The organism is Epibacterium sp. HA2-3 (genome assembly GCF_055693725.2).
Window position 1 is genome coordinate 1020434 of sequence record NZ_CM172490.1, and the last position, 26112, is coordinate 1046545.

Consider the following 26112-nt stretch of genomic DNA (forward strand, 5'->3'; position numbering starts at 1 on the left):
GGTCTAACTGCTCCTGATGTGGCGCATCCGATCCAGCGCCCCCTGCAGGATATACGACGCCGCCACATGGTCGATCACCTCTGCGCGACGTTTTCGAGACGTATCGGCCTCCAACAGTGCGCGTTCTGCCGCCACCGTCGACAATCGTTCGTCCCAGAAACCGATTGGCAGATCCGTGACCCGTGACAGATTGCGTGCAAAGGCGCGGGTGGATTGGCAGCGCGGCCCTTCAGAGCCATCCATATTCCGCGGCAGGCCAAGTAGAATGCCATTGATGTCGCGTCCGGCGATGATCTCAAGCAATCGATTGCTGTCGAGCGTGAATTTCTTGCGCCGGATGGTTTCAAGCGGTGTTGCCACGGCGCCGATCCGGTCCGAGACCGCCACGCCAATGGTTTTCTCCCCGAAATCGAGCCCCACAAGCGCGGTCATCTGCGGCAGGGCGGCGGCGAAGTCTTCAAACGCGTCGTGTATCATCGGGTGGCCTCCAATGGGGCAAAGGCGGCGCCTAGGATGTCAAGAGCACCATCATCCCCGGCAAATTGCTGCTGGGCTTCCAAATAGATCACGCGCGCCTCTTCCATGCGTCCCAGCACACCAAGCGCCGTGATCAGCTGGGCCCATTCCGCCGGGCTTCCACCTTCTTCGGCGAGGCGTGTCGCAAGGCCCGAAACCATTCCTTCGATCATTTCCTGGCGTTCCTCGGGGGAGAGATCCTGCATCGCCTCAACCTGCTCGGCGCTTGGGCCGTTGAGCGGGGCACTTTCGCCACCGGGTGGGATCGGCTGGTAGGCAACCCCGGCAAGCCCTGCCATCTCCGGGATCTGGGCTTGGATCGCGCGGATCCACGGCGCGCCGGCAGGACCATCCTTGAGCGTCTCCGCCCAGATCCGATAGCCGCGATCGGGACGCCCGTTCTGCCCCATCATCAGGCCGTAATAATACCGCGCGCGCCCGTCTTCCGGCACCTGCGACAAAGCCTGCTCCAGCAGCGCCTCACTCTCGGGGGATACATATCCGCCAGCCGCCATCACCTGCAGCTCTGCCTGATCGATCAGGTCGCGCGGGTCGGGGGCGGTATCCAAAAGCGCGATATAACGCGCTTTTGCCTCATAGGCTGCCTTGAAATTGCCCAGCCGCGCTTCGTGCTGCGCAAGCAACGCCTGTCCCTGCAAATCGTCTGGCCGATCTGCGGTCGCACTGCGCAGCTGCTCCACAAGGTTGAGGTAACTGGCATCAGCCTCTGGGGCGGGGGGGGCTGGCATGCGGGCTTCGAACTCGGACTGGCTCGGACGTGTCTCGGCGCGCGTCTTGGCGAGCGCGATGCGCTCTCGCAGCCCGTAATCGCCGTAGCCGGGCGCGCCCAACCGCCAATACAGCCCACCCGTGCCAAGGACGATCACCGCGATCAAAACAACTGCCATCACGCGACTGGGGCCATTGGGCTGATCTTCTCCGGCTTCGGCGGCCTGAAGCAGTGCATCCGCAGACAGGATCCGGCGCGAAATCTCGGTCCGCAGCCGGTCGGCATCGGCGTCGCTCACAACGCCGCGCGCGACATCTTTGTCCAGATCCTTCAATTGCTGGCGATAGACCCGCAAATCATAGGCCGCAGCCGGTTCTCCCGCGCCATTGCGATTGCGTAGCACCACAAGCGCCAGAATTGCCGCAAGGGTCAGGGTCACCGCACCGGTCAAAATCCAAAAAGCCATCGTCTCTCCGCCGTTTGGTCCCATCTATAGGTGCAGAGGCGCGGAAAAAAGCCCTATTGCTGCGACCCGCTGTCTCGCCTTGGTGCAGATCGGCGCGCCGGAAGCAAATGTTGCGCGCAATGGCGCGCGTGGAAACCTGCACGGCATGTCGCAAACCTGACGAAACGCGACGATTAACGGCGCGGGGTCCGATGCGATCCCGGTCATATCTGGGGGCCAGACACGAAGCATTGGATTCGCTCATGAAACGCTATTCAGCCTTTGCAGTGGCGCGGGAAGGCCTTCGCTACCACAGCGGATGGGAACGCGCCTGGCGCTCCCCGGAACCCAAACGTCACTATGACGTCATCATCGTAGGTGCGGGTGGCCATGGGCTCGCTACGGCCTATTACCTTGGGAAAAACTTTGGCATCACCAATGTTGCGGTGATCGAAAAGGGTTGGCTGGGGGGCGGCAATACGGGCCGCAACACCACCATCATCCGTTCAAACTACCTGCAGGATCCCTCTGCCGCGATCTACGAGAAGTCGCGCAGCCTCTACGAGGATCTGTCGCAGGACTTCAACTACAACATCATGTTCAGCCCGCGCGGCGTGATCATGCTGGCGCAGACTGAGCACGAGGTGCGTGGTTACAAGCGCACCGCCCATGCCAATGCGCTCCAGGGTGTGTCGACCGAATGGATCGAACCCGCCCGCGTGAAGGAACTGGTGCCGATCATCAACCTCGAAGGTCCGCGCTATCCGGTCCTTGGTGGGCTCTGGCAAGCGCGCGGCGGCACCGCCCGTCACGATGCGGTGGCCTGGGGCTATGCGCGGGCCTGCTCGGCGATGGGCATGGACATCATCCAGAAATGCGAAGTCACCAATGTTCGGACTGAAAACGGCCGCGTGGTAGGTGTCGACACCACCAAAGGGGCGATCGACTGCGATAAGCTGGGCATGGTGGTTGCGGGCAACTGTTCGGTGCTGTCTGAAATGGCGGGCTTCCGTCTGCCGGTGGAATCGGTGGCGCTGCAGGCGCTGGTCTCCGAGCCGATCAAACCCTGCATGGACGTGGTCGTGATGGCCAACACCGTGCATGGCTACATGTCGCAATCCGACAAGGGCGAGATGGTCATTGGTGGCGGCACCGACGGCTACAACAACTACACCCAGCGCGGTTCTTTCCACCACATCGAGGAAACCGTGCGCGCCCTCAACGAGACTTTCCCGATGGTGTCGCGCCTCAAGATGCTGCGCCAATGGGGTGGGATCGTGGATGTAACCGGCGACCGCTCGCCGCTGATTTCCAAAACGCCGGTGCAGAACTGTTTTGTCAACGCTGGCTGGGGCACCGGGGGCTTCAAGGCGATCCCCGGCTCGGGCTGGGCGATGGCGGAACTGATGGCGACAGGGCATTCCAACCTCGCGGAAGAGTTCTCCATGATGCGCTTCAAAGAAGGCAAATTCATCGACGAGAGCGTCGCAGCAGGGGTGGCACACTGATGACGACCCCGCTCACTTTTGCACCGGCCACCCCCACATCGGAGCACGCATCATGCTGATCCTCGACTGTCCTTATTGCGGCGTTCGCGCCGAGGAAACCGAACTCCATGGCGGCGGCGAAGCGCATCTGAAACGCTTCGGCCCCGGGTCCACGGATGATGAGTTCCACGACTACCTCTTCATGAAGGAAAACCCGCGCGGGGTGCATCTGGAGCGCTGGCGCCATGTGAACGGGTGCGGCAAGTGGTTCCACGCAGCCCGCTGCACCCAGACGCTCGAGGTCTTTGGCACCTACAGCGCCCAGACCACGGAGCCGCCGCAAGAGATCAAGGACAAGATCTCTGCCAAACGCCCCGGCTGGTCCTGGCGTGAGTTCAAGGGCTGATCCCACATGTTTCATCTTCTCCTAAATATCCCCGCCGGAGGCTCCCAGACCTCCTGCCGCGAAAGGGTCGCATCATGAGCACGCGTCTCGCCAAACAGGGTCGTCTCATCGACCGCTCCAAGCAGATCGAGTTTTCCTTCAACGGCAAGACCCTTAAGGGGTTTGCTGGCGATACTCTGGCCTCTGCGCTTCTGGCCAACGATCAGATGCTGGTCGGGCGGTCCTTCAAGTACCACCGTCCGCGTGGCCTCGTGGCCTCCGGATCTGAGGAGCCGAACGCGCTGGTGGGCCTCGGTGTCGGCGACCGCTTCGAGCCGAACCAGCGCGCCACCACCACCGAGCTTTTCTCGGGCCTCAAGGCGCAATCGCAGAACCACTGGCCGAGCCTCGAATTTGACGTGGGCGAGATCAACTCCAAACTGTTCTCGCGCTTCCTGACTGCGGGCTTCTATTACAAGATGTTCATCCACCCGCGTCCCTTCTGGAAGCATGTGTATGAGCCCTTTATTCGCCAGTCTGCAGGGCTCGGCAAAGCCCCCGACAAGGAACTGAAGGACGCCGACACCTACGAGCATTTCTACTATTTCTGTGACGTGCTGGTGATTGGCGGCGGTGTGGCTGGCCTTCAGGCTGCAAAGACCGCCGCGGCGACCGGCGCCAAGGTTTTGGTGCTCGAGGAAAAATCCTATTGGGGTGGTCGGACGCCCGTCGACGGCGGTACCATCGAAGGCCAATCCGCCGAAGCCTGGATCAGCAAGACCGTGGCCGAGCTTGAGGCAATGGACAATGTCACGCTGCGCACCCGCACCATGGGGGCAGGCGTTTACGATCATGGCTACATCCTTGGCTATGAACGCCTCACCGACCATGCACCGGGGCAGGGCGGTCCACGCCATCGCCTCTGGCGCATCCGTGCGACGCAAACCGTCACCGCAACCGGTGCCATCGAACGCCCGCTGTCCTTTGCGGGCAACGACGTGCCGGGTGTGATGCTGGCCGCTTCCATGCGCGACTATGTGGTGAACTGGGGGGTGACTCCGGGGCAGAAAGTTGTGGTTGCGACCAACAATGATGATGCCTACCGCACCGCAATCACCCTGCATGAGGCAGGCATCGAGGTCGTGCGCGTTCTGGACACGCGCGAGAGCGGCGGCGGCGATCTCGCTGACAAGGTCCGCGCGCTTGGTATCCGCGTCGAATGCGGCCGTGCCATCGCCAAGGTGAAGGACGGCAAACGCGTCACCAAGGTCGCCATCTGCGCCCAGAACGGCGAGGGCGGCGCCCATGAGGAGATCGAAGCCGATGCTGTGGCGATGTCCGGTGGCTGGTCGCCCGTGGTTCACCTCTGGTCCCACTGCGGCGGCAAGCTCATCTGGGACGAGGCGCAGGCGCATTTCCGCCCCGACCCGGATCGCGCGCCCACTGGCCATGATGGTCTGCCCTTTGTGGTGACGGCTGGCGCATCCTCTGGTCCGCTCACGCTATCTGGCGTGATGGCCGATGCCGCCGAAGCTGGCGCGCGTGCTGCCGAGGCCGCCGGGCGTCCTGCGCAAAAAGTGTCGCCGGTTGCCACCTCGGATCTCGCTGAGGCGCCTATGGAAGCCGTTTGGATGATGCCCGCCAAGGCCGACATCAAACTGCGCATGAAAACCTGGCTCGACTATCAAAACGACGTCAAGGTGTCCGACGTGCAGCTTGCGGCGCGCGAGGGCTATGAAAGCGTCGAGCACACCAAACGCTACACCACGCTGGGCATGGCGACGGATCAGGGGAAACTCTCCAACATCAACGGTCTGGCTGTGCTGGCCGATAGTCTGGGCGCAGAGATCCCGCAGGTCGGGACCACCACGTTCCGCCCGCCGTATCACCCGATTTCCATGGGAGCGATTGGCGGTGAGGCGCGTGGCGAGATCTTCCAACCCCTGCGCAAGACGCCGATGTATGACTGGCACGACAGCAACGGCGCCCATTGGGAGCCGGTGGGCCACTGGCGGCGTCCCTACGCCTATGTGCGCTCGGGCGAGAGCGTCCATCAGGCGGTCAATCGAGAGGTGAAAAACACCCGCGAGAACCTTGGCCTTCTGGATGCCTCCACCCTCGGCAAACTCATCGTCAAAGGGCCGGATGCGGGCAAGTTTCTCGACATGCTCTACACCAATATGATGAGCACGCTGAAGATCGGCAAATGCCGCTATGGCCTGATGTGTTCCGAGAACGGCTTTCTGGTGGATGACGGCGTGGTTGCGCGCATCGACGAGGACACCTGGCTCTGCCACACCACCACCGGCGGCGCGGATCGCATTCACGCCCACATGGAGGAATGGCTGCAGACCGAATGGTGGGACTGGAAGGTCTATGTCACCAACGCCACCGAGCAACTGGCGCAGGTCGCCGTCGTTGGCCCCAACGCCCGCAAGGTGCTGGAAAAGCTGAATGAAAAAGCAGGCGGCGGTATGGATCTCTCGAAAGAGGCGCTCGCGTTCATGGAGTGGAAAGACGGCGAGATCGGCGGCTTCAAGGCGCGCGCTTACCGGATTTCCTTCTCGGGCGAGCTCTCTTATGAGATCGCAGTTTCTGCGTCCGAGGGGCAGGCCTTCTGGAATGCGCTCATCGAGGCGGGCAAGGAATTTGGCGTCATGCCCTATGGCACCGAATGTCTGCATATCCTGCGGGCCGAAAAAGGCTTCATCATGATTGGTGACGAGACCGACGGCACCGTGATCCCGCAGGATCTTGGTCTGCACTGGGCGCTCTCCAAGAAGAAGGAAGACTATCTTGGCAAGCGCGCGCAGCAGCGCAGCCACATGGCCGATCCCGACCGCTGGCAACTGGTGGGTCTGGAAACCGTCGATGGATCTGTGTTGCCCGATGGCGCCTATGCGGTTGGCGATGGAAACAACGCCAATGGCCAGCGCAATACCATCGGTCGCGTGACGTCGACCTACTACTCCGCCAACCTTGATCGCGGCATCGCGATGGGGCTGGTGAAACATGGCCCCAAACGCATGGGCGAGGTGATCGACTTCCCCGGCCTTGATGGGAAAATCTACAAAGCCAAGATCGTCGACCCGATCTTCTACGACAAAGAAGGGGACAAGCAGAATGTCTAAAGCTGTAAGCGCCATGAATGGGGCCAGTTTTGCGGGTCTGGCAAAGGTCGAGGAAACCGGTCTGGGGGGCATGATCACCCTGCGCGGCGACTTTGCCTCTGCTCCGTTCAAAGCTGCCGTCAAAGCGGCGATTGGATGTGACGTGCCTGCCGTGCGCAAGATCGCCTTTGGCGAACAGGGCGCGGCGGCCTGGATGTCCCCGGACGAGTTGTTGCTGCTGGTCGACTACGACTCTGCAGAAGCCGTGGTGGCACAGTTGTGCGACGCATTGGCGGGCGAGCACCATATGGCGGTGAACGTGTCCGATGCGCGGGCGTGTTTCGCCGTGAGCGGTGAAGGCGCGCGCGAGGTGATCGCCAAGGTGGCACCGGTGGATCTGGACGCGGGACAGTTCGAGGCCGGAGATTTCCGCCGCACCCGCTTTGCACAGGTGGCGGGGGCCTTCTGGCGCGATGAGGCAGATGTATTCCACATCGTCTGTTTCCGCTCTGTTGCGGTCTATATGTTCAATCTCCTCAGCACTGCCGCGCATCCCCAGTCGAAGGTCGGCGTCTACGCCTGATCTGACGCTGCCGCAATCGTGCAACAGTGCCTGTTTAATCCGATGGCGGCCTTCGCGAGGGCCGCCATTCTTTTTAGATAACAACCAATAGAAGAATTAACTGGAGTTTTTTTATGCTCAATTTCAAAGGTCGGGCCATAGCGGCCTGTGTTTCACTCGTTGTTACGGCGTCTATGGCCTCTGCAGAAACATGGGTTTGTGAATTTACGGACTCGACGCGCCGTGGAACAATTCCTCAGAAAGTGATCTTTGATTTGCGGTCTGATGGCAGCGCTTTGGTCATGGACCCCTATCTCGTGCATACGGATCAGGCGCCGAAACTTGCACGATTTGTCAAGAATACCTCGAATAAGCTGCGTGTGCGCTGGCGTGTCGATGACATGCCGTTCAGCGGTGGATTGGCCTCTGACATGGATTTCTCGTTGGTACACGACAAAGCACGCGACAAAGCCTTCATTACGTTGAATTTGCCGAGCTTTGATAACCGCGACAGTGGCACCGGCAGCTGTGAGATCGCAAAGTAACTATAGACCTCAGCGAATTCTGTTTGGATGTAGGCTGGCTCAGGAACGCTGTGCCAGCCGCGTCACAACGCACCTCTCATTTGGAGTAAGACCTTGAACTTCTTCAGCCTCTCTGCCGGGGTTGTACTGCTATGTGCGGGGACCACCTTGCAGGCGGCCCAGTTGAAATGCACGCTGTCAAAGGTGTGGTTTGCTCACCCTTATCTGCCGTCCTCCTTGGTCCTTGAGGCAGATGAGCACTTCCTGAACGTCAAGCTGCGTGATGTTCAGATCGAGAACGTGGCAACCAGTGATGCCTCTGCAAAGGTGCTATATCGCGGCCAAAATCGGCTGCGCCTTGAATGGCCCACTGCGGAGTACAGACGCACAGGTCCGGTGGCATTCCCTAATCGTAATGTAGACCGTGACGAAATCATCGACTACCGGCCAACGCTTTCTCTCAACCTAAAAAACCTGAAGTTTAAACTCGAGGTTCAGGACAGGGGAGAGGGTTTACAACGGGGCCAAGGAGACGGCACCTGCAAAAGGTTGCGTTAAGTTATTTCTCGAAGGCGCTCGCGCCAAGATCGGCGTATTTTGGCGCGAAACACTGCACATAAAGAAGCAATTTGAATGATGAAACGAATGAGAGTGACCTCACAGATAGCGGCCGCTATCTTTGGCTTCGCGTTTGCGGCCCAAGGGGCGTTGGCGGCGACCTATGATTGCAAAGTGACCAGGGCTGACGTTAAACACCCCTATCTCGCTGAACAAGTCGTTTTCACAACGGATGCCCGGTTTCAGAAGATCACGATGACGAAAATCGACATCAAGGATGTATCGACGACTGTTGTGCCGGGGGAACTGGCCAACCGGACCCGTAAACGCGTGCGTATCCGATTTCCGGCCCATAGTTTCGTGATGAACGGGCTGCTCCCAAAACAACCCGGACAAATCAAAACACTGAAGCCCTCTGAGTATTTATACGAGCTCTCAATCTCGCTTTCTGATCAACGGTACACAATGCGCGTTGTGGATGCCATCTTTGGTCTCAGTTATGGGGCAGGGTCCGGGCGTTGTAAGGTAAGCAATTGAGTCGGGTTTTCCCGCTCTAGCACTTGACCAACGTCGCAGTGGGACGCATGTATCCCACAGGAACGCAACATTAATTGACAGGGGGCCACCATGGCTTTTGAACTTCCCGATCTTCCCTACGCACATGATGCGCTGGCGTCCAAGGGCATGTCTGCCGAGACGCTGGAATACCACCACGACCTGCACCACAAGGCTTATGTCGACAACGGCAACAAGCTGATCGCGGGCACCGAGTGGGACGGCAAGTCTCTCGAAGAGATCATCAAAGGCACCTACAACAAGGACGCCGTGGCCCAGAACGGGATCTTTAACAACATCTCGCAGCTCTGGAACCACAACCAGTTCTGGGAAATGATGGGCCCGGGCGAAAGCAAAATGCCGACCGAGCTGGAAAAGGCGCTCGTCGAGTCCTTTGGCTCTGTCGAAAAGTTCAAAGAAGAGTTCTCCGCCGCTGGCGCGGGTCAGTTCGGTTCCGGCTGGGCATGGCTGGTCAAGGACACCGATGGTGGCCTCAAAGTGACCAAGACCGAAAACGGCGTGAACCCGTTGTGCTTTGGTCAGACCGCGCTCTTGGGTTGTGACGTGTGGGAGCACTCCTACTACATCGACTTCCGCAACAAGCGTCCGGCCTATCTGTCGAACTTCCTCGACAACCTGGTGAACTGGGAAAACGTCGCCTCCCGCATGTAATTGTGGTTTGAGGTCACTCCAAAGAGGCTCCGTCCGGTTCGGGCGGGGCCTTTTTTATGCTGGGGACGCGCGGAGTGTGCCGCCTGCATCTGCGCGTGCGTGACATCTTCTGTGGCGTAATGCGCGCTGGACACGCTCCGTGTGACGGGATGACTTCATGCTCTGGTCTTGCGGTGGTATTGCAACAGCGAATTTGGAAGGACAGCATATGATTTTATCTGAGGGAATCGCGGGGCAGGAGGCGCAGATCATCGCGCTTTTTGAGGCAACCTTTGCAGCGTCCGAAGGCGCCAGCGAAGGTGCCGTGATCGGCGATCTTGTCAGAGGCCTTTTGTCCAAAACCCCGTCCGAGGACATCTATGTTTTTACGGCGCATGACACACCGCATGACACCGCTCATGACAAAGATAGGCTCATTGGCGGGGCCATTTTTTCTCGCCTTGTCTATGCGGAGGACCCGCGCTCTGTGTTCATCCTGTCCCCGATGGCAGTGGCAAGCCCTCGGCAGGGGCAGGGAGTCGGGCAGGCGCTATTGAGACATGCGTTGACCAAGCTGCGGGATGCGGGTGTCGACGTGGCAATCACCTATGGTGATCCAGCCTTCTATGGAAAGATCGGATTTGAGCCGCTCGACCCTGAGAGGGTCGCCGCGCCCTTGCCATTGAGCATGCCGATTGGGTGGATCGGTCAATCCCTGACGGAGACACCCTTGGTCGCGCTGACAGGCGCCTGCAGCTGTGTTGAAGCCCTGAACGACCCATCCATTTGGTAGCGCACGCCTGTCTTTGCCCGGAGGCACGGACTGCGGCTCTCGGCAGCGTAACCCGTCTCGCGATCATGATCAGGGATTTGGCCCAAAAGCGCGCCTGAGGCACAGCTTGGGATCGGAAAATCAGCTCTGCAGGCTGGCCAGCGCGGCCTCGGGCGTGTCGACCCATTGCAGATGTGCGGCATGTGCCGCATCGGCAAAGCCCTCCTCGACCACATGGGTGATGAGTGCGCGCAGTGGCTCCCAATAGCCTTCGGTATTGAGCACCACGATGGGCTTGTTGTGAAGGCCAAGCTGACGCCAGGTGATCGCCTCAAAAAGCTCGTCGAGTGAGCCCATGCCACCGGGCAGCAGCACCACGGCGTCGGCATTGTAAAGCATCACTTTTTTCCGCTCGTGCATGGTCTCGGTAACCACATATGTGGTGAGATCGCGCTTGCCGACTTCCTGTTTGACCAGATGTTCGGGGATCACGCCAAAGGTCTCGCCGCCGGCGGCCTGCGCCGCGCGGGCCACCGTCCCCATGAGGCCGACATCACCGGCGCCGTAAACCAATCGCAAGCCCGCCTCGGCAAGACCCGTGCCAAAATCGCGGGCGGCGGCCTCATAGGCGGGCTTTGCTCCCATGCGAGAGCCGCAATAGACGCAGACGGATGTGACAGCCATGGCGCACCTTTTTCATTTTCAACGGGATTTTGCACGATACTGCGAAAACATCGTGCTTTGACCCCTCATAGCGGTATTGCTAGGTTTGCTCAACCGAGAGCGCGGCAACAGTGCTCCGGTACAAAGGGACCTAAAGGAAAAAGTCGCAAGATGACGAAGACAAGCGGGATAGGCGCGGGGGCCGGTTTGGCCATTGGCACCGTGGCCACGGTGGTGGTCGTTGGAGGCGGGGTCTTTCTCGCACGGGGTGGGATCTTGGGCGAAGGGGCCAGATCCATGGTCGAGCAGCAGCTGGTGGCCCTGGGCCTTGCAGCGCCGCCGGCGCCCGAAGTGGTGCCCGTCAAGCCTGCGGTGACACAGCCGCAGACGGCCGATCCCGAGACGCGCGTGGTCGAGCCTGAGCCGACGCCCGAAGCCACGGCTGGCGAGACGGTAGAACCACAACAGGACGCACCAACCGCAGAGCCAGCTTTTGTACTGCAGGCGCCCAAGCTGGAGATCGCCCGGTTTGAGCCAGACGGCTCCGGTATCGTTGCGGCGTCCGCTCAGGCGGGGGTCGAGGTGCAGGTGCTTCTTGATGATGAGGTTCTCGATACGCAAACCGTGCCCGCTGCGGGGGAGTTCGTGTCCTTTGTGACCATCGACCTCAGTGACAAGCCGCGGCTGCTGACGCTGCTGGCGCGCCACAACGGGCAGGAGCTGGCCTCGGAAGATAGCTTTATCCTTGCGCCGATGCCCGCGCCCGCCGCGCCGGAACCGCAGGTCGATCAGCTTGCCGCGGCGCAGACCGATGCTGATATCGCTGCCTCCGAGGAGGAGCCGATTGAGCTCGCCGAGGCAACCGAAACCGCCGATCCGAATGCGGCAGATCAGGCGACTGATGCGCCAGATCCAGACGCGCCAGGCGACGGCGCAGCGGAGGGGAGCACAACGGTGACGGCGCAGTCCGAAGAGGTCGCATTGGCTGATGTCGCAGTCGATAGCACCGATCCGGACGCGGTGGGCGATGCCTCCTCGACGGAGACGGCTGCGAGTGGTGCCGCTGACAATGGAGTGGCAACTGATGTGGCCGCCGTCGAAAGCACAGGTGATCAACTCCCCGATGCTGCCTCTGAGGCCGTATCTGAAGCGTCACCCGAAGCGGTAGACCCCTCTGTAGATGTGGCCGAGGCCACCAGCGCTTTGCCAGAGACCGAGGCCACAGCGGAAGACGCGCCCGCAGCAGAGGTACCGGAAGAGACAGTCGAGACCGCCGTCTTGGAACAGGCGATCGACGACGAGTCCGCTCGCGAATCTTCTGAAGACTCGGTCCCGGCTCCTGAGCCTGAGGTGGCAGCTGTTGCAGACACATCAGAGCCGCCCGCACCGGACACGACACCTGCACCGCAGTCCCCGGTCGAGGTTGCCGAGGCCGTGGACACACCCGAGGTGCCATCTTCTAAGACGGACACAATGGCTGCCGTAGAAGAGGTGCAGCAGCCGCAGCCGCAAGACCCCGACACAGAGAGCCCCTCTGGCGAAGCGGCCCCCGCGCCACAGGCGACTTCCTCTGTCGCGGTGCTGCGCGCTGGTCGCGACGGGGTGACGCTGGTTCAACCTGCGGCCCCCGCCGCGCCAGAGCTGGTGGGCAAAGTGGCGCTTGATACGATCAGCTACACCGAGACGGGCGATGTTCAGCTTGCGGGACGGGCCAGACCTGAGGCCCTGGTGCGTGTCTACCTCGACAACAGCCCCGTCGCCGAGCTTGCCGCCGCGTCCGATGGTCAATGGAGCGGCAGCCTCACCTCGGTGGCGCCTGGGATCTACACCCTGCGTCTTGATGAGATCGACCCTGTTGACGGTATCGTTCTGAGCCGCCTTGAGACCCCGTTCAAACGCGAGGCTCCAGAGGTCCTGCAGCCTGCGGTGACGGCGGATCAGGCTCCAGATCAGGCCGCGCCTGTGGTGCGCGCCGTGACGGTGCAGGAAGGCGATACGCTCTGGGCGATTTCCCAGCAGCGCTATGGCAGCGGTTTTCTCTATGTGCGGGTGTTTGAGGCCAACAAGGGCGATATCCGCGATCCAGACCTGATCTACCCTGGTCAGATCTTCACTCTGCCCGAGTAAAGGCATAGATAGATTGATGAAATGGCGCGCCCCCGTCGTGGGGCGCGTTTTCTCTTGTCCGACCATGGCGCAGACCCAAGTCGGACCAAACTGACAGAGGAGCTGCAATGCCCCCGATGGACGATCCAACCGCCGCCGAAGAACGTCGCTCCGGGCTGCGCACGCTGCGCAAGGTGTGGCCCTATGTCTGGCCAGAGCAGGGGCGTGCGGTGAAGATCCGCGTGCTGCTAGCGCTTCTGGTGCTGGTTGCGGCCAAGGGCATCGCGGTGGTGACGCCAATCTTTTACAAGGGCGCGGTGGATGCGCTGGCGGGCGAGGGCGTGCCGGTGCTGGCGCTTGGGGCCATTGGTCTCACGGTGGCCTATGGCATGGCGCGGGTGATGAACACCGGCTTTCAGCAGCTTCGGGATGTGATCTTTGCGCCCGTCACGCAGCGGGCACTGCGGCGGCTGGCGATCACTACCTTTCGCCACATCCACGCGATGTCCATGCGCTACCATATCACCCGCAAGACCGGCGGGCTCAGCCGGATTATTGAGCGTGGCGTCAAAGGGGTAGAGTTCCTTTTGCGCTTTCTGGTGCTCTCCATCGGGCCGCTGCTCTTGGAGCTGACGCTGGTCGCTGTGGTGCTCGCATGGTGGTTTGACATCTGGTATCTCGTTGCTGTCGCGGTGACCGTGGCGCTCTATGTCTGGTTCACTTTTGCTGTGACCGAATGGCGGGTGAAGCTGCGCCGCGAGATGAACCGCCAGGACACCGACGCCAATCAAAAGGCGATCGACAGTCTCTTGAACTATGAGACGGTCAAGTATTTCGGCGCCGAGGATCGTGAGGCGGCCCGCTACGATGTCGCGATGAAAGGCTATGCCGAGGCGGCCCTTAAAACCGCCTATTCGCTGGGCGCGCTTAATTTCGGCCAGGCTGTGATCATCACCACGGGGCTTGTGAGCGTGATGGTGATGGCGGCGATGGGGGTGGAACGCGGCGCGATGACGGTTGGCGATTTTGTCATGGTCAACGCCTATATGATCCAGATCACCGGGCCTTTGGGCTTCTTGGGGACTGTCTACCGCGAGATCCGCCAAAGCCTTGTGGATATGGGCGAGATGTTTGATCTGCTCGATCAGCCGCCGGATGTGCAAGATGCAAACGACGCCCGTGCGCTGCAGGTGAGCGGCGGCCAAATCCAGCTGGAAAACGTGCGCTTTGGCTATGACCCTGAGCGCGAGATTCTAAAAGGCGTCTCCCTCACTGTGGAGGCCGGGCAGACGGTTGCCATCGTGGGTTCGACGGGCTCGGGAAAATCCACCATCGGGCGGCTCTTGTTCCGGTTTTACGATGTGAGCGCCGGGCGGCTGCTGATCGACGGTCAGGATGTGCGCGAGGTTACGCAAAAGAGCCTGCATGCCGCCATCGGCGTCGTCCCGCAGGATACCGTGCTATTTAACGATACCATCCGCTACAACATTGCGTATGGCCGCGATGGGGCGACCGAGGCTGATATCGTGGAGGCCGCGCGCGCGGCCCAGATTCATGATTTCATCGAAGGCCTTCCACAGGGCTATGACACCCCGGTCGGGGAACGCGGCCTGAAGCTCTCGGGCGGTGAAAAGCAGCGCGTCGGGATTGCCCGAAGCCTGCTGAAGAACCCGCCAATCCTCTTGCTGGACGAGGCCACCTCGGCCCTTGATACCGACACTGAGCAAGAGATCAAAGGCGCATTGGCGCGCGCGGGGCAGGGCCGTACCGTGATCACCATCGCGCACCGCCTGTCTACCATCGCCGAGGCAGATCGCATTGTCGTTCTTGAGCAGGGGGAGGTGGTGGAAACTGGCACCCACGAGGCTCTGCTGGCAGAGGGTGGCCGCTATGCGCAGCTCTGGCAGCGTCAGCAGGCAGATCGGGACATGGCCTCGGGCGCGGCCTGATCCAGCACCCAATCCAGAACCGGAGGCGCAGCGCTCGGCAGGCTCGCCTTCGGACGTTGCATTGATGCTGCGATAGGCGGGGCCTTGCCGGATCTGGGCCTTACGTGTGGCGGGTAAAGGTCAACGCTACGTCCATGCGCGCCAAGTTGCCGCTTGCAAACGAAAAATCAGGCTGGAGATCGCCTGAATTCAGTTCCTGCGCGACACCCAGTGGCGCGCGTGTCTCTCGCTCTCTAGCGTCCGAAGTGTCCCTGGCAACCGCGTCGCCCGCGACCAAAAGCAACCTGAGAGGAGAGCAGGACAATGAAAACCATCGCCCAGATTGCCACCGCGATTGTGATGACGGCCGCGGCCCCGGCCACCGCCCAGAATTTTGCCGTCGAAGTCGATGCGGATGGCAATGGCACGCTGTCGTTTGAAGAGCTGCGACTGGCCTATCCCGCCCTGACAGAAGAGGTTTTTGCGCAGGTAGACCTCGACGCCAGTGGAGAGGCGGACCTCGAGGAGGTCATCGCAGCGCAGGAGGTAGGCCTTCTGGTGATCAACGGCTGAACGCGGCAGGCGCGCGCGCCTTGGCGGTGGGCCCTTGAATACCTTCGCGAACCCGGCCCCCGGATGTGTGACAGGTGCAGGGGTATCTTGTTGCGGGCGGTCGACTTGGTCGCAGCTGCGGTTCAGTCAGTTCCCGGCGTATCCCGCCCCCAGGATGCGCCCCTCTCACACCCCCAAAGTGAGCTCAACTGGCGATCCGGTGTTGCAACCGGAGAAGACCTCCCGCTTTTGCGGCGAGGTCTTTTTCCCATGCGGCGCCCCCTTGGCCCGGAGTGTTCTGGCGCAACATATCACATGCTGCGGGAACACGTGTTTTCGTCTTCCTCGAGTGCGATATATATTCGAATAACGTGAATTTGACTAATCCTCTTTGTCCGGGGCGCCATCCACGTAACTCTGCAGGGTCGCGGCGCAGAGATCCTCGAGCACGGGGCCATGGCGCGCATTGAGGGCATCGATCCTGGCCATGCGGCGCAGCACATCAAACCCCAAAAGGGCGCTGAAGATCATTGCAGCGCGTTGATCCGCATGTGCCCCTCCAAGCCAGCCGGAGATTTCAGGCAAGAGCCGTTCTTCTACGGCGCGTCGTAGACGCTCGCCGACAACCGGGCTGCCCAGAGAGTTTACAAATGCTGCAGTGGGGTCAAGGTCTATATATTTGAAATCTTTTGAAAGCATGGCGGATGCCGTTCGCGTGCCAAAGCCGTCCTGCGGGCCTGCCAGCAAGGCGTCAATGGTAATCGCCTCTGCAACCGCCTCCTCGAACAACTGCTCTTTGGAGCCGAAGTACCGGTTCACCAGCGCCACGTTGACGCCTGCCTCTGCCGCGATTTCGCGCATCCCTGTGGCATCAAAACTCTGTTTGGAAAAACGCCGCTGCGCCGCCGCAAGAATGCGCTTACGTGTTGTTTCTGCGTTTCTCTGTTGGGGGCTGCTTTCGCTCATCTTGGCTTTCTCTTGATGTGTAAACGATTGTTGACTATCTGCATTGCCACATGTAAGCGTTCGTATACATGTGGCGATGCTACAAGTACAGCGCATCCCCGCGCTTGACCAGACGGTTGCGAGGTTTTTGGGTGATTGGAGTGAGTGGAACACATATGACAACATCGAAACATAAGGTCATCGTCGTGACAGGCGCATCTTCCGGCATCGGGAAAACCGGCGCTCTGCGGCTTATTTCCGAGGGCTATACCGTCTATGGCGCGGCCCGCAGTGTCGACAAGATGCAGGATCTCGTCGTGGCAGGCGGCCATGTGCTGCCTCTTGATGTCACTGATGCAAGCTCGGTGAAACAGGCCGTGGCGCAGGTTCTAAAGGAGCAAGGGCGGATTGATGTGCTGTGGAACAACGCTGGCTATTCTGTTGCGGGCGCTGTCGAGGATGTGCCACTGTTGGATGCCCGTCAGCAGTTTGAGGTGAACCTTTTTGGTGTTGCCGAGATCACAAAGACGGTTCTGCCCCAGATGCGCAAGCAGCGCTCTGGGCTGATTATCAATACGAGTTCCGTCGGTGGCAAAGTCTTTTCCCCACTCAACGCGTGGTATCACGCCTCTAAATTTGCGCTTGAGGGGTGGAGTGATGCGCTCCGGCTTGAGCTGGCCGCGTTCAACATAGACGTCGTTGTTCTTGAGCCCGGCGGGATCAAGACCGACTTCGGCCGCACAATGTATGAGCCGCTCCTCAAAAGAGCCGAAGGCGGGGCTTATGAGGCATTTACGCAGAGGATCGCGGCCTCCTACGAGCGCTATTACACCGCCAATGACAGCACTCTCTCACCGCCTTCGGTTGTGGGGGAGGCGGTTGCAAAGATCGTTCAGAGCACACGCCCCCCTACGCGCTATGCGGTCGGGTACATGGCGCGCACCGCTCTTGCGCTGCGCTGGCTTCTCAGCGACCGCCTATTCTCGCGGATGATAATGACACAGTTCTAGGGGCCCGGCGCTCTGTGTTCGCGCCAGTCGTAGGAGCAGGGCCAACACCCCATGTTGCTGGGTGTCCGTAGATTGAGTTGCCAAAGGGAAGTTTTGGCTCCGGCGGTAGGGATCGAACCTACGACCAATTGATTAACAGTCAACTGCTCTACCGCTGAGCTACGCCGGAGTGTGAGCGCTCGTATACCGATGCCCTCCACGGGCGTCCAGCGGAAATTTGCACCCGCCAGAAAATTTCTTGTCTCGGCCTTGTACCACAGGGGTATTGGTCGCTTGCGGATCGCATCACGACACCCGGTGGATCGTTCGGATGTCTAGAAAATTGTAAGATTTATGCTGCTTTTGTGGCAGAAACCTTATCGGCGCTTAAGAGAATAACAATGGATTTCGGCCAGAGTGTTCCCAACTAATTTGGAGAGACACCATGTTCTTAGCGTCTTGGTTCCGGAACATGCCCGTGAAGCGTAAGATCCTGCTTCCTGGGATGGCTGGATTGCTCATGATGATCTGCGTGATCACGACTTACTGGACTCAGCGCCTGTCGACGGCGCTCTATAGCGGCTTTGAAGAGCAGGTCGCGCTGACTGAGTCCTACATCGCGGCGCCCCTCGCGACGGCCGCATGGAACTATGATGGCGACTTGGCCAATACGACACTGGCTTCGCTTGCCGAGCGCGAGTCCTTTGTGTTTGCGCGTGTGGTCAGCAGCGGCGATGTGCTTGCCGAAGCCTTCAAGGGAGAGGCGATGGAAGAGGCGTGGATCGCGCAATCTACCAGTCTGCTTGAATCCGATCAGGTGCGGCTGGAGGATGGCGATTTCACCTACTTCAAGACGCCCTTGATGTTCGAAGGTGAAGAAGCCGGCAATATGGTCTGGGCGCTCGACACCTCGATCATTGCCAACCAGATCATGAATGCCAACATTATCGCGGCCAGCCTTGGTTTTGCGATTTTCGCAGGCTTTTCGGTCGTCTTCTACCTCATCGCAGTTGCGGTATCGCGCCCGATCGAGAATGTGGTGACGCATATTGACGCGCTGCAGCACGGTGACACGACGCGTGAAATCCCCGAGGCGAACCGCCGTGATGAAATTGGCGCATTGGGCAAGGCGCTGGTCGATTTCCGCGACACATCCGCCGAGCAGAAGCGCATGGAAGAAGAAAAACGCAAGCAGGACGCGGTGCAGGAACATGTCGTGACCGTTCTCTCCGAGGCGCTTGGCAAGCTGTCCACCGGCGACCTCACGGTGAGCATCAAGGACGATTTCCCGGCGGATTACGAGAAGCTCAGCAAGGATTTCAACGCTCTGGTCAATCGCCTGTTCGATACGGTTTCGGCTGTGGTCGATGCGGCGGACAGCATCCAGAACGGTTCCACCGAGATCAGCTCGGCCTCTGACGATCTTGCGCGCCGCACCGAGAGCCAGGCGGCCACCCTTGAAGAAACCGCTGCTGCACTGGATGAGCTGACTGCATCGGTGCGTCAGGCCGCCGAAGGGGCTGGAAGCGTGTCCAACACCATGGAAGAGGCAAAAGCCGAAGCCGTGAACAGCGGCACCATCGTCAACAATGCCGTTTCGGCCATGACCGAGATCGAGCAATCCTCGAATCACATCTCTCAGATCATCGGCGTGATTGATGACATTGCCTTCCAGACCAACCTTCTGGCGCTGAACGCGGGTGTCGAAGCCGCGCGTGCAGGTGAAGCAGGGCGCGGGTTTGCCGTGGTGGCCTCCGAGGTGCGCGCCTTGGCGCAACGCTCCTCCGATGCAGCCATGGAGATCAAGACCCTCATCGGCGACAGCTCCAAACAGGTGGAACGTGGTGTGGATCTCGTCGGCAAGGCAGGCGATGCGCTTCACAACATCGTTGAGCGTGTCACCCAGATCTCCGGCCTGATCTCTGACATTGCACAGGGCGCGAGCGAGCAATCTGCAGGTCTTGGCGATATCAACAGCGGCATGGTGGAACTGGATCAGGTGACCCAGCAGAACGCCGCCATGGTGGAAGAGGCGACTGCCGCGAGCCATATGCTCAAGGCCAATGCGGTCAACCTCGCGCAGATGGTTGCTCATTTCCAGCTCGGCGCCGGTGGGCGCGCGGCTTCTGCTGCTCCAGCCCCTGCTGCAAAGGATGCAGCTACGATCGCGCCGTCGGCCCATGGCGAGGATTGGGATTACACGCCCGAACCAAGTCAGGTAGCCGTCGCCAGCAGCGGCAACGCGGCGGCGAAGATCTGGGAAGACTTCTGACGCAATTGTTGCTGGTGGCCAAGACGCGCCCGCCTCGATTGCAAAGCTCAGCTTACCCCGGCGCCACCTGGCGCCGGGTTTTTCGATCTGAGCCCAATATGCAGTCTCATCGCACGCTGTACAGGGACGTATGGCGGCGGAACGGAGGGAGCTGTGACGGGCTGACTCGAGATGCGATGAAACTGAGCCCCCATGCCGTTGTGTTCACGCGGAGAGATGCATTGTGATCCACGTTTTGGCCTACGAGCGCTCCGAGCGTGATGAATGGTGCTGTGTTCAGTTTTTCCATCGGGACCGGCCCAATTGAGATCAGACATGTGATGGGCGCAGGCTCATTCGTGCCCTGTGCAATGCGCGCCATCCTCGAGGCGACCGCGCCTATCAGGTAGAGGATGAGTGGGCGTGGCCGTGTGGCAGTCAGCGTGTCACCGCGATGGCACCACACGCGCCACAATTCGATTTCTTGTTGAGAGGCTTTAGGGGACGTGGTTTTTCGCGCCGATCCCGTATGGACTGGGATCGCTGATCGAACACTGTGGTCTTTCGCGAGGCTCAACTAAGGTATTGAAAATATTCGATGAAAGGCAGATGTTTCATTGGTGTATCCGCTCCTTCGGTCAGCCTGAAGGACGCGCAGAGACACGCGCTTGGCGCGATCCGCAAAGAGCAGGGGGGGCAATTCCGCCAAAGGCCCTCGTAGCAAGATTGTCCCGAACAAACGCAGAGGGCTCTGCCATGTAAGAGGGCTCTGCCATGTAGAGGACGCTTCAACACGCGCGGGTATCGGTTGAGTGACTTGAAGCGACTGGTTGGCGACAATGTGGGTAGGGACAGGCCAGAGTGTTCTGGCGCGGGGATCTCTATGATTTTCCGAAGAACCTGCGCGCGGCGTGGCAGGCCAAGGGGCGGCATTTACGGGACGTGTGACTGAACACGTCAGTGCACCCGCGCTGCCTCACTCACAGTCTCTTGCGCGAGACTTTGGATACAGACAATGGGGATCAAAAAACGCCCCGCTGAAGATCCAGTGGGGCGCCTATGGTGTTAGTGCTATTCGGCTGCCTCAAGGGGCTTTGGGCCGATGCGCGGCGGCTCTGTCGTGCCCTTTTGCGCGGCCGGCTTCGTGCTGTCCGGCCAGTCTGGCGCGGTCCAGTCCACCTCTGTCGAGGGCAGTCGCCGTGCTTTCTTGGCAAGCTCCATATCCCGTGCGATCTGGCTGCCGCGACCTCCCGTCAAGCGGGCCAACAGACGCAGCAGGGCCACCACATAGGTCCAGAACCAAACACGGATCGCCAGCAACGAGGGCGTAACGACCAGCGTCAGAACTGTCGCCACGCCGAGGCCGAACACAACCGCAGTGGCCAACTGTTTCCACCAGAGCGCGGTCGGGCTGTCGATGGAGTAGCCGCCGTTGACGAAGTCGAGACTCACGCCAAACATCATCGGGGCAAGGCCCGCCATGGTTGTGATCGTGGTCAGCAGCACCGGACGGATGCGCGCCTCCGCGGTGCGAATGATCGCCTCAAGGCGCGGCATGTGCTGGCTGAACTCCTGGTAGGTATCGATGAGAACAATGTTGTTGTTCACGACGATCCCAGCCAACGCCACGATGCCGGTCCCGGTCATGATGATGGAGAAGGGCTGCTCCATGACCATCATCCCGATCAATACGCCCGTGGTGGACAGGACCACCGCCAGAAGCACCAGTATCGAGTTGTAGAAGCTGTTGAACTGCGCCAGCAGGATCACAAACATCAAACCCAGTGCGCCCGCAAAGGCTTTCATCAGGAAGGCACCGGATTCGGCCTGTTCCTCCTGGTCGCCGGTCCATTCCCAGTCGATCGAGGCGTCAAACGGAGAGCTTTCCAACCAGGTAGTCAGTTCCGCGATCCGCTCGTTGGCATTGATCGCGACGGTCTGCGTGCTGCCGCTCGACAGGGCCTCATTGAGATCGGCAACAGAGCCGACACCGTTGAGGGTCTTTACTTCGACCAGAGCGCCACTCGGTAGGGTGACCGTCTCGCCGGAGGGCGCAATCCCTTCTGGGATCGCCTTAACAACAGCCAACGAGACCGTCTCGCCACTGTCGTCCTCGGTGAGAACACGGCTCAGCCCGGGTTCAACATCTGCCTTCACGTCATAGTAGCGCTGCTGCTCGACGCGCGAGATTTCGGCGAGTTTGGGCACGGGCTTGCGGGTCACAAAGTTGGAGAGTGGCACCAGGCCTTCCTCGGTGCGCAGCTTCAACGTGTCGAGCGTCGACAGAACGCGCTGCTCATCGGGAAGGCGCAGGCGGATTTCGATTTCCTCGTCCGAGCTGTCAACACGCATGGTATCAAGGAGGATGCCGCGGGTCACCAGCTGCACCATTGCGCCCACGGTGGCCACGTCGGCGCCGTAGCGTCCGGCCTTGGCCACATCGACGTCGATTTCCCAATCGATGCCCGGCAGGGGCAGGCTGTCTTCGATCAGCGTGAGCCCGGGCGTGGTTTCGAATTTTTCGCGCGCCATTTCTGTTGCGGCGCGCAGTGGCTCCCACTCGTCGCCCTTGATGCGCAGGTGCAGGGGCTTGCCCGATGCAGGTCCGCCCTCCAGCGCCTTGATCTCCACCTCAAAGCCCGGAAGCGTGTCGGTGAGTTGTGTCAACTCGTCCAGAACCGTGTTGCCGTCAAAGGCATCTGCCGTGACTTCACGTTCAAACAGTCCACCGAGGATCGGCTCGGATTGGGTGGGGCGGTCTTCCCACGGGATGATCTCGAATTGGACCTGGCCGATGGTGTCGGGCGGCGTGCTGGCGCCCGATGCATCTGTGTTGAGCCCGCCTTCGCCGGCAAAGGAGAACACGTTGATCACAGCGGGGTGCTGCATGATCAAGGTCTCGGTGGCGCGCACCATCTCGTCTTTTTCGCGCAGAGAGATATTGCCGCGCGCGCGCACATAGGCTGTGGCCTGTTCGGGTTCGCTCTCGACAAAGAACTCGACGCCGTGGTTGTTGGTCTGAAAGAGGCCAAAAACCGTAACGATGCCAAATCCGACCACCACAAGGGTTACGATCGGCATCACCGGGTTGCCGACGATCATCTTGATGACCCAGCCAAATCCACCAAGGCGCTGGCCTGCGACCACGCGGCGCTGACGCCGTTGCAGTTCTGCTGCGCCAAGCGTGATGGAGGCCGCAACCGCAAACAGAATGAAGATAAGCGCCCCAAGAAACGTGGCCCAGATGCTCTCGCCGGCGTCAATCAGGTAGCCGGGGTTCAAGAGCTGCATCGCACCGGCAAACATGCCCCAGAGCGACACCGGCACCAGTGCGACACGAACCACCCAGGGCAGCGTGCGGCGCAGGGCGTCAGAGGCCACACCAAAAGCACGGCTCAGGCGGCCTGTGACACCGCCCATCACGGGCAGATAGATCAGCGCCACCACGAGCGAAGCCGAGAGAACAAAGATCAGCGTCACCGGCAGCATGCCCATGAACTCGCCCGGTACGCCGGGCCAGAACAGCATCGGCAGGAAGGCGCAGAGCGTGGTTGCGGTCGAGGATACCACCGGCCAGAACATGCGCTGCGCAGCCTCTACATAGGCGTGCATCGGGCCGGAGCCTTCGGCGATGCGTTTGTCGGCGTATTCCACCACGACGATGGCGCCGTCCACAAGCATCCCGACCGCAAGGATCAGGCCGAACATCACGATGTTGGAGACCGAAATCCCCATGACTGCAAGGAAGGCAAAGCACAAGAGGAACGAAGTGGGGATTGCAAAGCCCACAAGCAGTGCCGCGCGGCTGCCCAGGGCGGACAGCACCACGATCATCACCAGCGCCACCGCCGTCAGAACCGAGCCTTCAAGCTGGCTCACCATCGAGCCGACCACGCGGCTCTGGTCGTTGGAGGTGCCAAGGGTCACGGCGGCCTGCAGTTCGGGCGGCCATTTTGCCTGCGATTTTTCAAGCGTCGCCTTCACCTGGTCCACGGTGTCGATGAGGTTGAACCCTTTGCGTTTCACCACCTGCAGGGCAAATGTATCGGCGCCGTTGAACCGTGCGGTGCCCTGGCGATCCTCGAAGGTAAAGTTGATCTCGGCAAGTTCGCCCAGGGTCACAACCCGGTCGCCATTGGTCTTGACGGGCAGGCCGTAGATGTCCTCGACACTGTCAAAGGAGGAGGGGATCTTGACCGAGAATGTGCCCTGATCGCTCTCGACCTCGCCGGCGGCAATCAACTGGTTGTTGTTCTGCACAACATTGATGAGTTCAACGGCGGTGACGTTGTAGGACTCCAGGCGCAAGGGGTCGATCAACACCTCGACCATCTCGTCGCGGTTGCCTGCGATCCCGGCCTCAAGCACCGAATCCAGCGCCTCGAGGTCGTCCTGCAGATCCTTGGCGAGCCGCGCCATGGTGCGTTCTGGCACCGGGCCGGACATGTTCACGATGACGATGGGAAACTCAGAAAAGTTGATCTCGTGGATCGCGTATTTCTCGGCCCCTTCGGGGAATTCCGCCTCGGCCGAGTCCATCGCGTCGCGCACATCGGCCATGACGGCTGTCTTGTCCCAGCCGAAGTCGAACTCCAGCGCCACGCCCGCATAGCCTTCGGCTGCGGTGGCAGACATTTTGTCGAGCCCGTCAAGATCGGCAAGCTCGGTCTCCATCACCTTCACCAGGAGTGTTTCAGAGTCCTCGGCAGAGATGCCGGGGAATGGCACGGAGATGAAGAGGGCAGGGATTTCGATGTCGGGCTCGCCCTCTTTGGGCAGGCTCACATAGGCAAATCCGCCGACCAGCAGTGAGATCGCGATGAAGGCGAGGACCATCCTCGCCCGGTCAGCGGCCCAGTTAACAAGACCGATCATTCACTCATCTCCTGATAGGTGGGCGCAAGGGCGACGCCTTCGGTGACAAAGTCCTGTCCCACGGTGATGACATTTGCTTCCTCTGGTAGCCCATCGAGCCAGACACCGCTGGCTTCGTCGCGCAGCAAGGTGACGGGCACAAAGCCCGCGGTCATGTCGTCGCGCACCACGCGCACACCAAGCTGGCCTTCGTTGTTGAGGGTCAGCGCCGATTGCGGCAAACGATGCGCCTTGGTGCCTTCGGCGGCAATCACGATCTCTGCGGTCTGACCGTCGCGGATTTTGAGGTCCGGGTTGGCGACCGTGATCTCAACCTCGAAGGTGCGGGTTGTTTCATCGGCAGAGCGGCTGATGAAGGACACGGTGCCCGTCACTTGTTGGCCGGTTGCCAGCCGTGCGCCTGCAGCGGCACCCATTTCGACACGGTCGATCGAGGTCTCCGGCACATAGCCAACCAGCTTGATTGTATCGAGCTGGATCACCGTCGCGCAGAGGGTTCCAGCCTGCAACAGGCTTCCGAGCTCTGCGGTGTCGGACTCGAGGATCCCATCAAAGGGCGCGTGGATCACGATGCGTTCGATCTCCTGCTCGGCGGCATCCACTGCGGCAGAGGCGGACTCGATGCTCGCATGCGAAGAGGTGAGCCCGCCCTCGGCTGTCGCGATGGCCGCTTGCGCGGTGCGCTCGGCGGCGCGGGCTGAGGCGAGGCGTGTCTCGGAGGCAAATCCGCCTTCCGAAAGCTTCTCTGCCGCCGTGAGGTTGATGCGCGCTTCTTCGAGTACGGCTTTTGCCTCTTCAAGGCGGGCCTCGGCTGCGGGGATATTGGCACGGGCCTCCGCGAGGCGGGCGCGGGCCTCCAGAAGGGAGGCAGGTCGCGTGCCCGGATCGAGTTCACAGAGAACATCGCCCTTCTTCACAGAGGCCCCCTTGCGCAGCGGCTCAGAGATCACGGTCGAGGACGTCTCTGCCAGCACATTCACCTGCCGAATGGCCCGGGTCTGCCCACGCAGAACCACCGCATTGTCGATGGCGCGCGCCGTGGAGTGCACGGCAACAACTGCGACCTTTGGACCAGACTGCGCCACATCGGTCGATGCGTCGCCCGGTTCAGCCTGCGCGTCAGTGGCGTCAGCAGACGGGGCGTCCTCGCCGCGGGCGAAGGCCAACAGGCTGTCGCGCTCCATGACCACAGCATAGAGGCCAGCGGTCACGACCGCAGCGGTCAGAAGAGGGATGATGCGCATTCTAAAATTCGACTCCGAAATTGGACACTTTTCTGTGATGTCTACCGTGTTCCAAGGCGTCACACTGTGAAGCAGGTCACATTCAGCGAAGGTAATAAGGGCGGCACAAAACGGGACCGCTGCGCGGCTAGAGGTAGAACTTTTCCGCTAACAAGAAAATGGCTCAGATTGCTGATGTTGTACAAATTGGCGCAAATGACGTGAAAAACGGGGTGTTTCAGGCTGGTTTGTTTCCGAAGAGGGGCATTTTTACGCGCAGCCGAG

20 protein-coding genes and 1 tRNA gene are annotated in these 26112 nt (G+C 60.6%); 14 read left to right on the forward strand and 7 right to left on the reverse strand.

The features are described from left to right. Positions 1-3 precede the first annotated feature (3 nt). Both ruvX and ccmI read right to left on the reverse strand, forming a co-directional pair. Positions 4-477 (reverse strand): Holliday junction resolvase RuvX, encoded by a 474-nt coding sequence (gene ruvX, locus ACZ1HH_RS04740; RefSeq protein WP_011538310.1) that lies wholly within the window; start codon positions 475-477, stop codon positions 4-6. Continuing rightward, entirely contained in the window at positions 474-1712 is a 1239-nt protein-coding gene (gene ccmI, locus ACZ1HH_RS04745) for a c-type cytochrome biogenesis protein CcmI (RefSeq protein WP_487320407.1), read from the reverse strand. The genes ruvX and ccmI overlap by 4 nt, the downstream gene beginning before the upstream one ends. Before the next feature lie 242 nt (positions 1713-1954). On the opposite strand from ccmI, the gene ACZ1HH_RS04750 reads away from it, so the two are divergent. The 9 genes from ACZ1HH_RS04750 (at position 1955) to ACZ1HH_RS04790 (ending at position 10316) form a co-directional block, all read left to right on the forward strand. Then, the gene (locus tag ACZ1HH_RS04750; protein WP_044027065.1) at positions 1955-3199 is read left to right on the forward strand and encodes a sarcosine oxidase subunit beta family protein; all 1245 of its coding nucleotides are present in this window, start codon (positions 1955-1957) and stop codon (positions 3197-3199) included. Between the two features lie 52 nt (positions 3200-3251). Next, positions 3252-3584 carry a sarcosine oxidase subunit delta gene (locus tag ACZ1HH_RS04755; protein WP_011538313.1) on the forward strand — a complete coding sequence of 111 codons (333 nt, stop codon included), beginning with the start codon at positions 3252-3254 and terminating at the stop codon, positions 3582-3584. Between the two features lie 74 nt (positions 3585-3658). After that, positions 3659-6694: a sarcosine oxidase subunit alpha family protein gene (locus ACZ1HH_RS04760; RefSeq protein WP_472636004.1), complete on the forward strand. Its 3036-nt coding sequence runs from the start codon at positions 3659-3661 to the stop codon at positions 6692-6694. Beyond that, a complete protein-coding gene (locus ACZ1HH_RS04765) occupies positions 6687-7256 on the forward strand; it encodes a sarcosine oxidase subunit gamma (protein ID WP_472636005.1) in 570 nt (189 codons plus the stop codon). Before ACZ1HH_RS04760 ends, ACZ1HH_RS04765 begins: the two co-directional genes overlap by 8 nt. Before the next feature lie 113 nt (positions 7257-7369). Continuing rightward, the gene (locus ACZ1HH_RS04770; protein ID WP_472636006.1) at positions 7370-7780 is read left to right on the forward strand and encodes a hypothetical protein; all 411 of its coding nucleotides are present in this window, start codon (positions 7370-7372) and stop codon (positions 7778-7780) included. Positions 7781-7873: 93 nt separating this feature from the next. Then, complete coding sequence (locus ACZ1HH_RS04775) at positions 7874-8317, forward strand: hypothetical protein (RefSeq protein ID WP_472636007.1); 444 nt, start codon at positions 7874-7876, stop codon at positions 8315-8317. 75 nt (positions 8318-8392) lie between these two features. Then, positions 8393-8854 (forward strand): hypothetical protein, encoded by a 462-nt coding sequence (locus tag ACZ1HH_RS04780; RefSeq protein WP_472636008.1) that lies wholly within the window; start codon positions 8393-8395, stop codon positions 8852-8854. 90 nt (positions 8855-8944) lie between these two features. Continuing rightward, entirely contained in the window at positions 8945-9544 is a 600-nt protein-coding gene (locus ACZ1HH_RS04785) for a superoxide dismutase (RefSeq protein ID WP_472636009.1), read from the forward strand. 208 nt (positions 9545-9752) lie between these two features. Beyond that, on the forward strand, positions 9753-10316 hold the full coding sequence (locus ACZ1HH_RS04790; protein ID WP_472636010.1) for a GNAT family N-acetyltransferase: 564 nt from the start codon (positions 9753-9755) through the stop codon (positions 10314-10316). Positions 10317-10436: 120 nt separating this feature from the next. On the opposite strand, the gene ACZ1HH_RS04795 is transcribed toward ACZ1HH_RS04790, so the two are convergent. Continuing rightward, complete coding sequence (locus ACZ1HH_RS04795) at positions 10437-10979, reverse strand: LOG family protein (RefSeq protein ID WP_011538321.1); 543 nt, start codon at positions 10977-10979, stop codon at positions 10437-10439. A 150-nt stretch (positions 10980-11129) separates the two neighbouring features. Here ACZ1HH_RS04795 and ACZ1HH_RS04800 point away from each other — a divergent pair, with 150 nt between their 5' ends. The 3 genes from ACZ1HH_RS04800 to ACZ1HH_RS04810 all read left to right on the forward strand — a co-directional run bounded on the left by ACZ1HH_RS04800 (position 11130) and on the right by ACZ1HH_RS04810 (position 15565). After that, positions 11130-13085 carry a LysM peptidoglycan-binding domain-containing protein gene (locus ACZ1HH_RS04800; protein WP_487320408.1) on the forward strand — a complete coding sequence of 652 codons (1956 nt, stop codon included), beginning with the start codon at positions 11130-11132 and terminating at the stop codon, positions 13083-13085. A 107-nt stretch (positions 13086-13192) separates the two neighbouring features. After that, a complete protein-coding gene (locus tag ACZ1HH_RS04805) occupies positions 13193-15013 on the forward strand; it encodes an ABCB family ABC transporter ATP-binding protein/permease (protein ID WP_472636013.1) in 1821 nt (606 codons plus the stop codon). A 303-nt stretch (positions 15014-15316) separates the two neighbouring features. Further along, positions 15317-15565, forward strand: coding sequence for an EF-hand domain-containing protein (locus ACZ1HH_RS04810; protein ID WP_472636014.1), 249 nt, complete (start codon positions 15317-15319; stop codon positions 15563-15565). A 360-nt stretch (positions 15566-15925) separates the two neighbouring features. Here the strand turns inward: ACZ1HH_RS04810 and ACZ1HH_RS04815 are convergent, their stop codons facing one another. Beyond that, entirely contained in the window at positions 15926-16510 is a 585-nt protein-coding gene (locus ACZ1HH_RS04815; RefSeq protein ID WP_472636015.1) for a TetR/AcrR family transcriptional regulator, read from the reverse strand. Between the two features lie 155 nt (positions 16511-16665). Here ACZ1HH_RS04815 and ACZ1HH_RS04820 point away from each other — a divergent pair, with 155 nt between their 5' ends. Then, positions 16666-17499: an oxidoreductase gene (locus ACZ1HH_RS04820; protein WP_472636016.1), complete on the forward strand. Its 834-nt coding sequence runs from the start codon at positions 16666-16668 to the stop codon at positions 17497-17499. Positions 17500-17593: 94 nt separating this feature from the next. Here ACZ1HH_RS04820 and ACZ1HH_RS04825 read toward each other — a convergent pair. Then, positions 17594-17668: transfer RNA gene (locus tag ACZ1HH_RS04825), tRNA-Asn, on the reverse strand. 255 nt (positions 17669-17923) lie between these two features. Between ACZ1HH_RS04825 and ACZ1HH_RS04830 the strand changes: the two genes are divergently transcribed. Beyond that, on the forward strand, positions 17924-19750 hold the full coding sequence (locus tag ACZ1HH_RS04830) for a methyl-accepting chemotaxis protein (RefSeq protein ID WP_472636017.1): 1827 nt from the start codon (positions 17924-17926) through the stop codon (positions 19748-19750). 1050 nt (positions 19751-20800) lie between these two features. Here the strand turns inward: ACZ1HH_RS04830 and ACZ1HH_RS04835 are convergent. Both ACZ1HH_RS04835 and ACZ1HH_RS04840 read right to left on the reverse strand, forming a co-directional pair. Next, complete coding sequence (locus ACZ1HH_RS04835; RefSeq protein WP_487320409.1) at positions 20801-24604, reverse strand: efflux RND transporter permease subunit; 3804 nt, start codon at positions 24602-24604, stop codon at positions 20801-20803. Further along, positions 24601-25848 carry an efflux RND transporter periplasmic adaptor subunit gene (locus ACZ1HH_RS04840; protein WP_011538331.1) on the reverse strand — a complete coding sequence of 416 codons (1248 nt, stop codon included), beginning with the start codon at positions 25846-25848 and terminating at the stop codon, positions 24601-24603. The genes ACZ1HH_RS04835 and ACZ1HH_RS04840 overlap by 4 nt, the downstream gene beginning before the upstream one ends. Positions 25849-26112 lie beyond the last annotated feature (264 nt).

What these genes read in the sequence shown, in the direction of transcription:
- ruvX (WP_011538310.1), bottom strand. Translation starts at nt 477, where the DNA reads ATGATACACGACGCGTTTGAAGACTTCGCCGCCGCCCTGCCGCAGATG.
- ccmI (WP_487320407.1), bottom strand. Translation starts at nt 1,712, where the DNA reads ATGGCTTTTTGGATTTTGACCGGTGCGGTGACCCTGACCCTTGCGGCA.
- ACZ1HH_RS04750 (WP_044027065.1), top strand. Translation starts at nt 1,955, where the DNA reads ATGAAACGCTATTCAGCCTTTGCAGTGGCGCGGGAAGGCCTTCGCTAC.
- ACZ1HH_RS04755 (WP_011538313.1), top strand. Translation starts at nt 3,252, where the DNA reads ATGCTGATCCTCGACTGTCCTTATTGCGGCGTTCGCGCCGAGGAAACC.
- ACZ1HH_RS04760 (WP_472636004.1), top strand. Translation starts at nt 3,659, where the DNA reads ATGAGCACGCGTCTCGCCAAACAGGGTCGTCTCATCGACCGCTCCAAG.
- ACZ1HH_RS04765 (WP_472636005.1), top strand. Translation starts at nt 6,687, where the DNA reads ATGTCTAAAGCTGTAAGCGCCATGAATGGGGCCAGTTTTGCGGGTCTG.
- ACZ1HH_RS04770 (WP_472636006.1), top strand. Translation starts at nt 7,370, where the DNA reads ATGCTCAATTTCAAAGGTCGGGCCATAGCGGCCTGTGTTTCACTCGTT.
- ACZ1HH_RS04780 (WP_472636008.1), top strand. Translation starts at nt 8,393, where the DNA reads ATGATGAAACGAATGAGAGTGACCTCACAGATAGCGGCCGCTATCTTT.
- ACZ1HH_RS04785 (WP_472636009.1), top strand. Translation starts at nt 8,945, where the DNA reads ATGGCTTTTGAACTTCCCGATCTTCCCTACGCACATGATGCGCTGGCG.
- ACZ1HH_RS04790 (WP_472636010.1), top strand. Translation starts at nt 9,753, where the DNA reads ATGATTTTATCTGAGGGAATCGCGGGGCAGGAGGCGCAGATCATCGCG.
- ACZ1HH_RS04795 (WP_011538321.1), bottom strand. Translation starts at nt 10,979, where the DNA reads ATGGCTGTCACATCCGTCTGCGTCTATTGCGGCTCTCGCATGGGAGCA.
- ACZ1HH_RS04800 (WP_487320408.1), top strand. Translation starts at nt 11,130, where the DNA reads ATGACGAAGACAAGCGGGATAGGCGCGGGGGCCGGTTTGGCCATTGGC.
- ACZ1HH_RS04805 (WP_472636013.1), top strand. Translation starts at nt 13,193, where the DNA reads ATGCCCCCGATGGACGATCCAACCGCCGCCGAAGAACGTCGCTCCGGG.
- ACZ1HH_RS04810 (WP_472636014.1), top strand. Translation starts at nt 15,317, where the DNA reads ATGAAAACCATCGCCCAGATTGCCACCGCGATTGTGATGACGGCCGCG.
- ACZ1HH_RS04815 (WP_472636015.1), bottom strand. Translation starts at nt 16,510, where the DNA reads ATGAGCGAAAGCAGCCCCCAACAGAGAAACGCAGAAACAACACGTAAG.
- ACZ1HH_RS04820 (WP_472636016.1), top strand. Translation starts at nt 16,666, where the DNA reads ATGACAACATCGAAACATAAGGTCATCGTCGTGACAGGCGCATCTTCC.
- ACZ1HH_RS04830 (WP_472636017.1), top strand. Translation starts at nt 17,924, where the DNA reads ATGTTCTTAGCGTCTTGGTTCCGGAACATGCCCGTGAAGCGTAAGATC.
- ACZ1HH_RS04835 (WP_487320409.1), bottom strand. Translation starts at nt 24,604, where the DNA reads ATGATCGGTCTTGTTAACTGGGCCGCTGACCGGGCGAGGATGGTCCTC.
- ACZ1HH_RS04840 (WP_011538331.1), bottom strand. Translation starts at nt 25,848, where the DNA reads ATGCGCATCATCCCTCTTCTGACCGCTGCGGTCGTGACCGCTGGCCTC.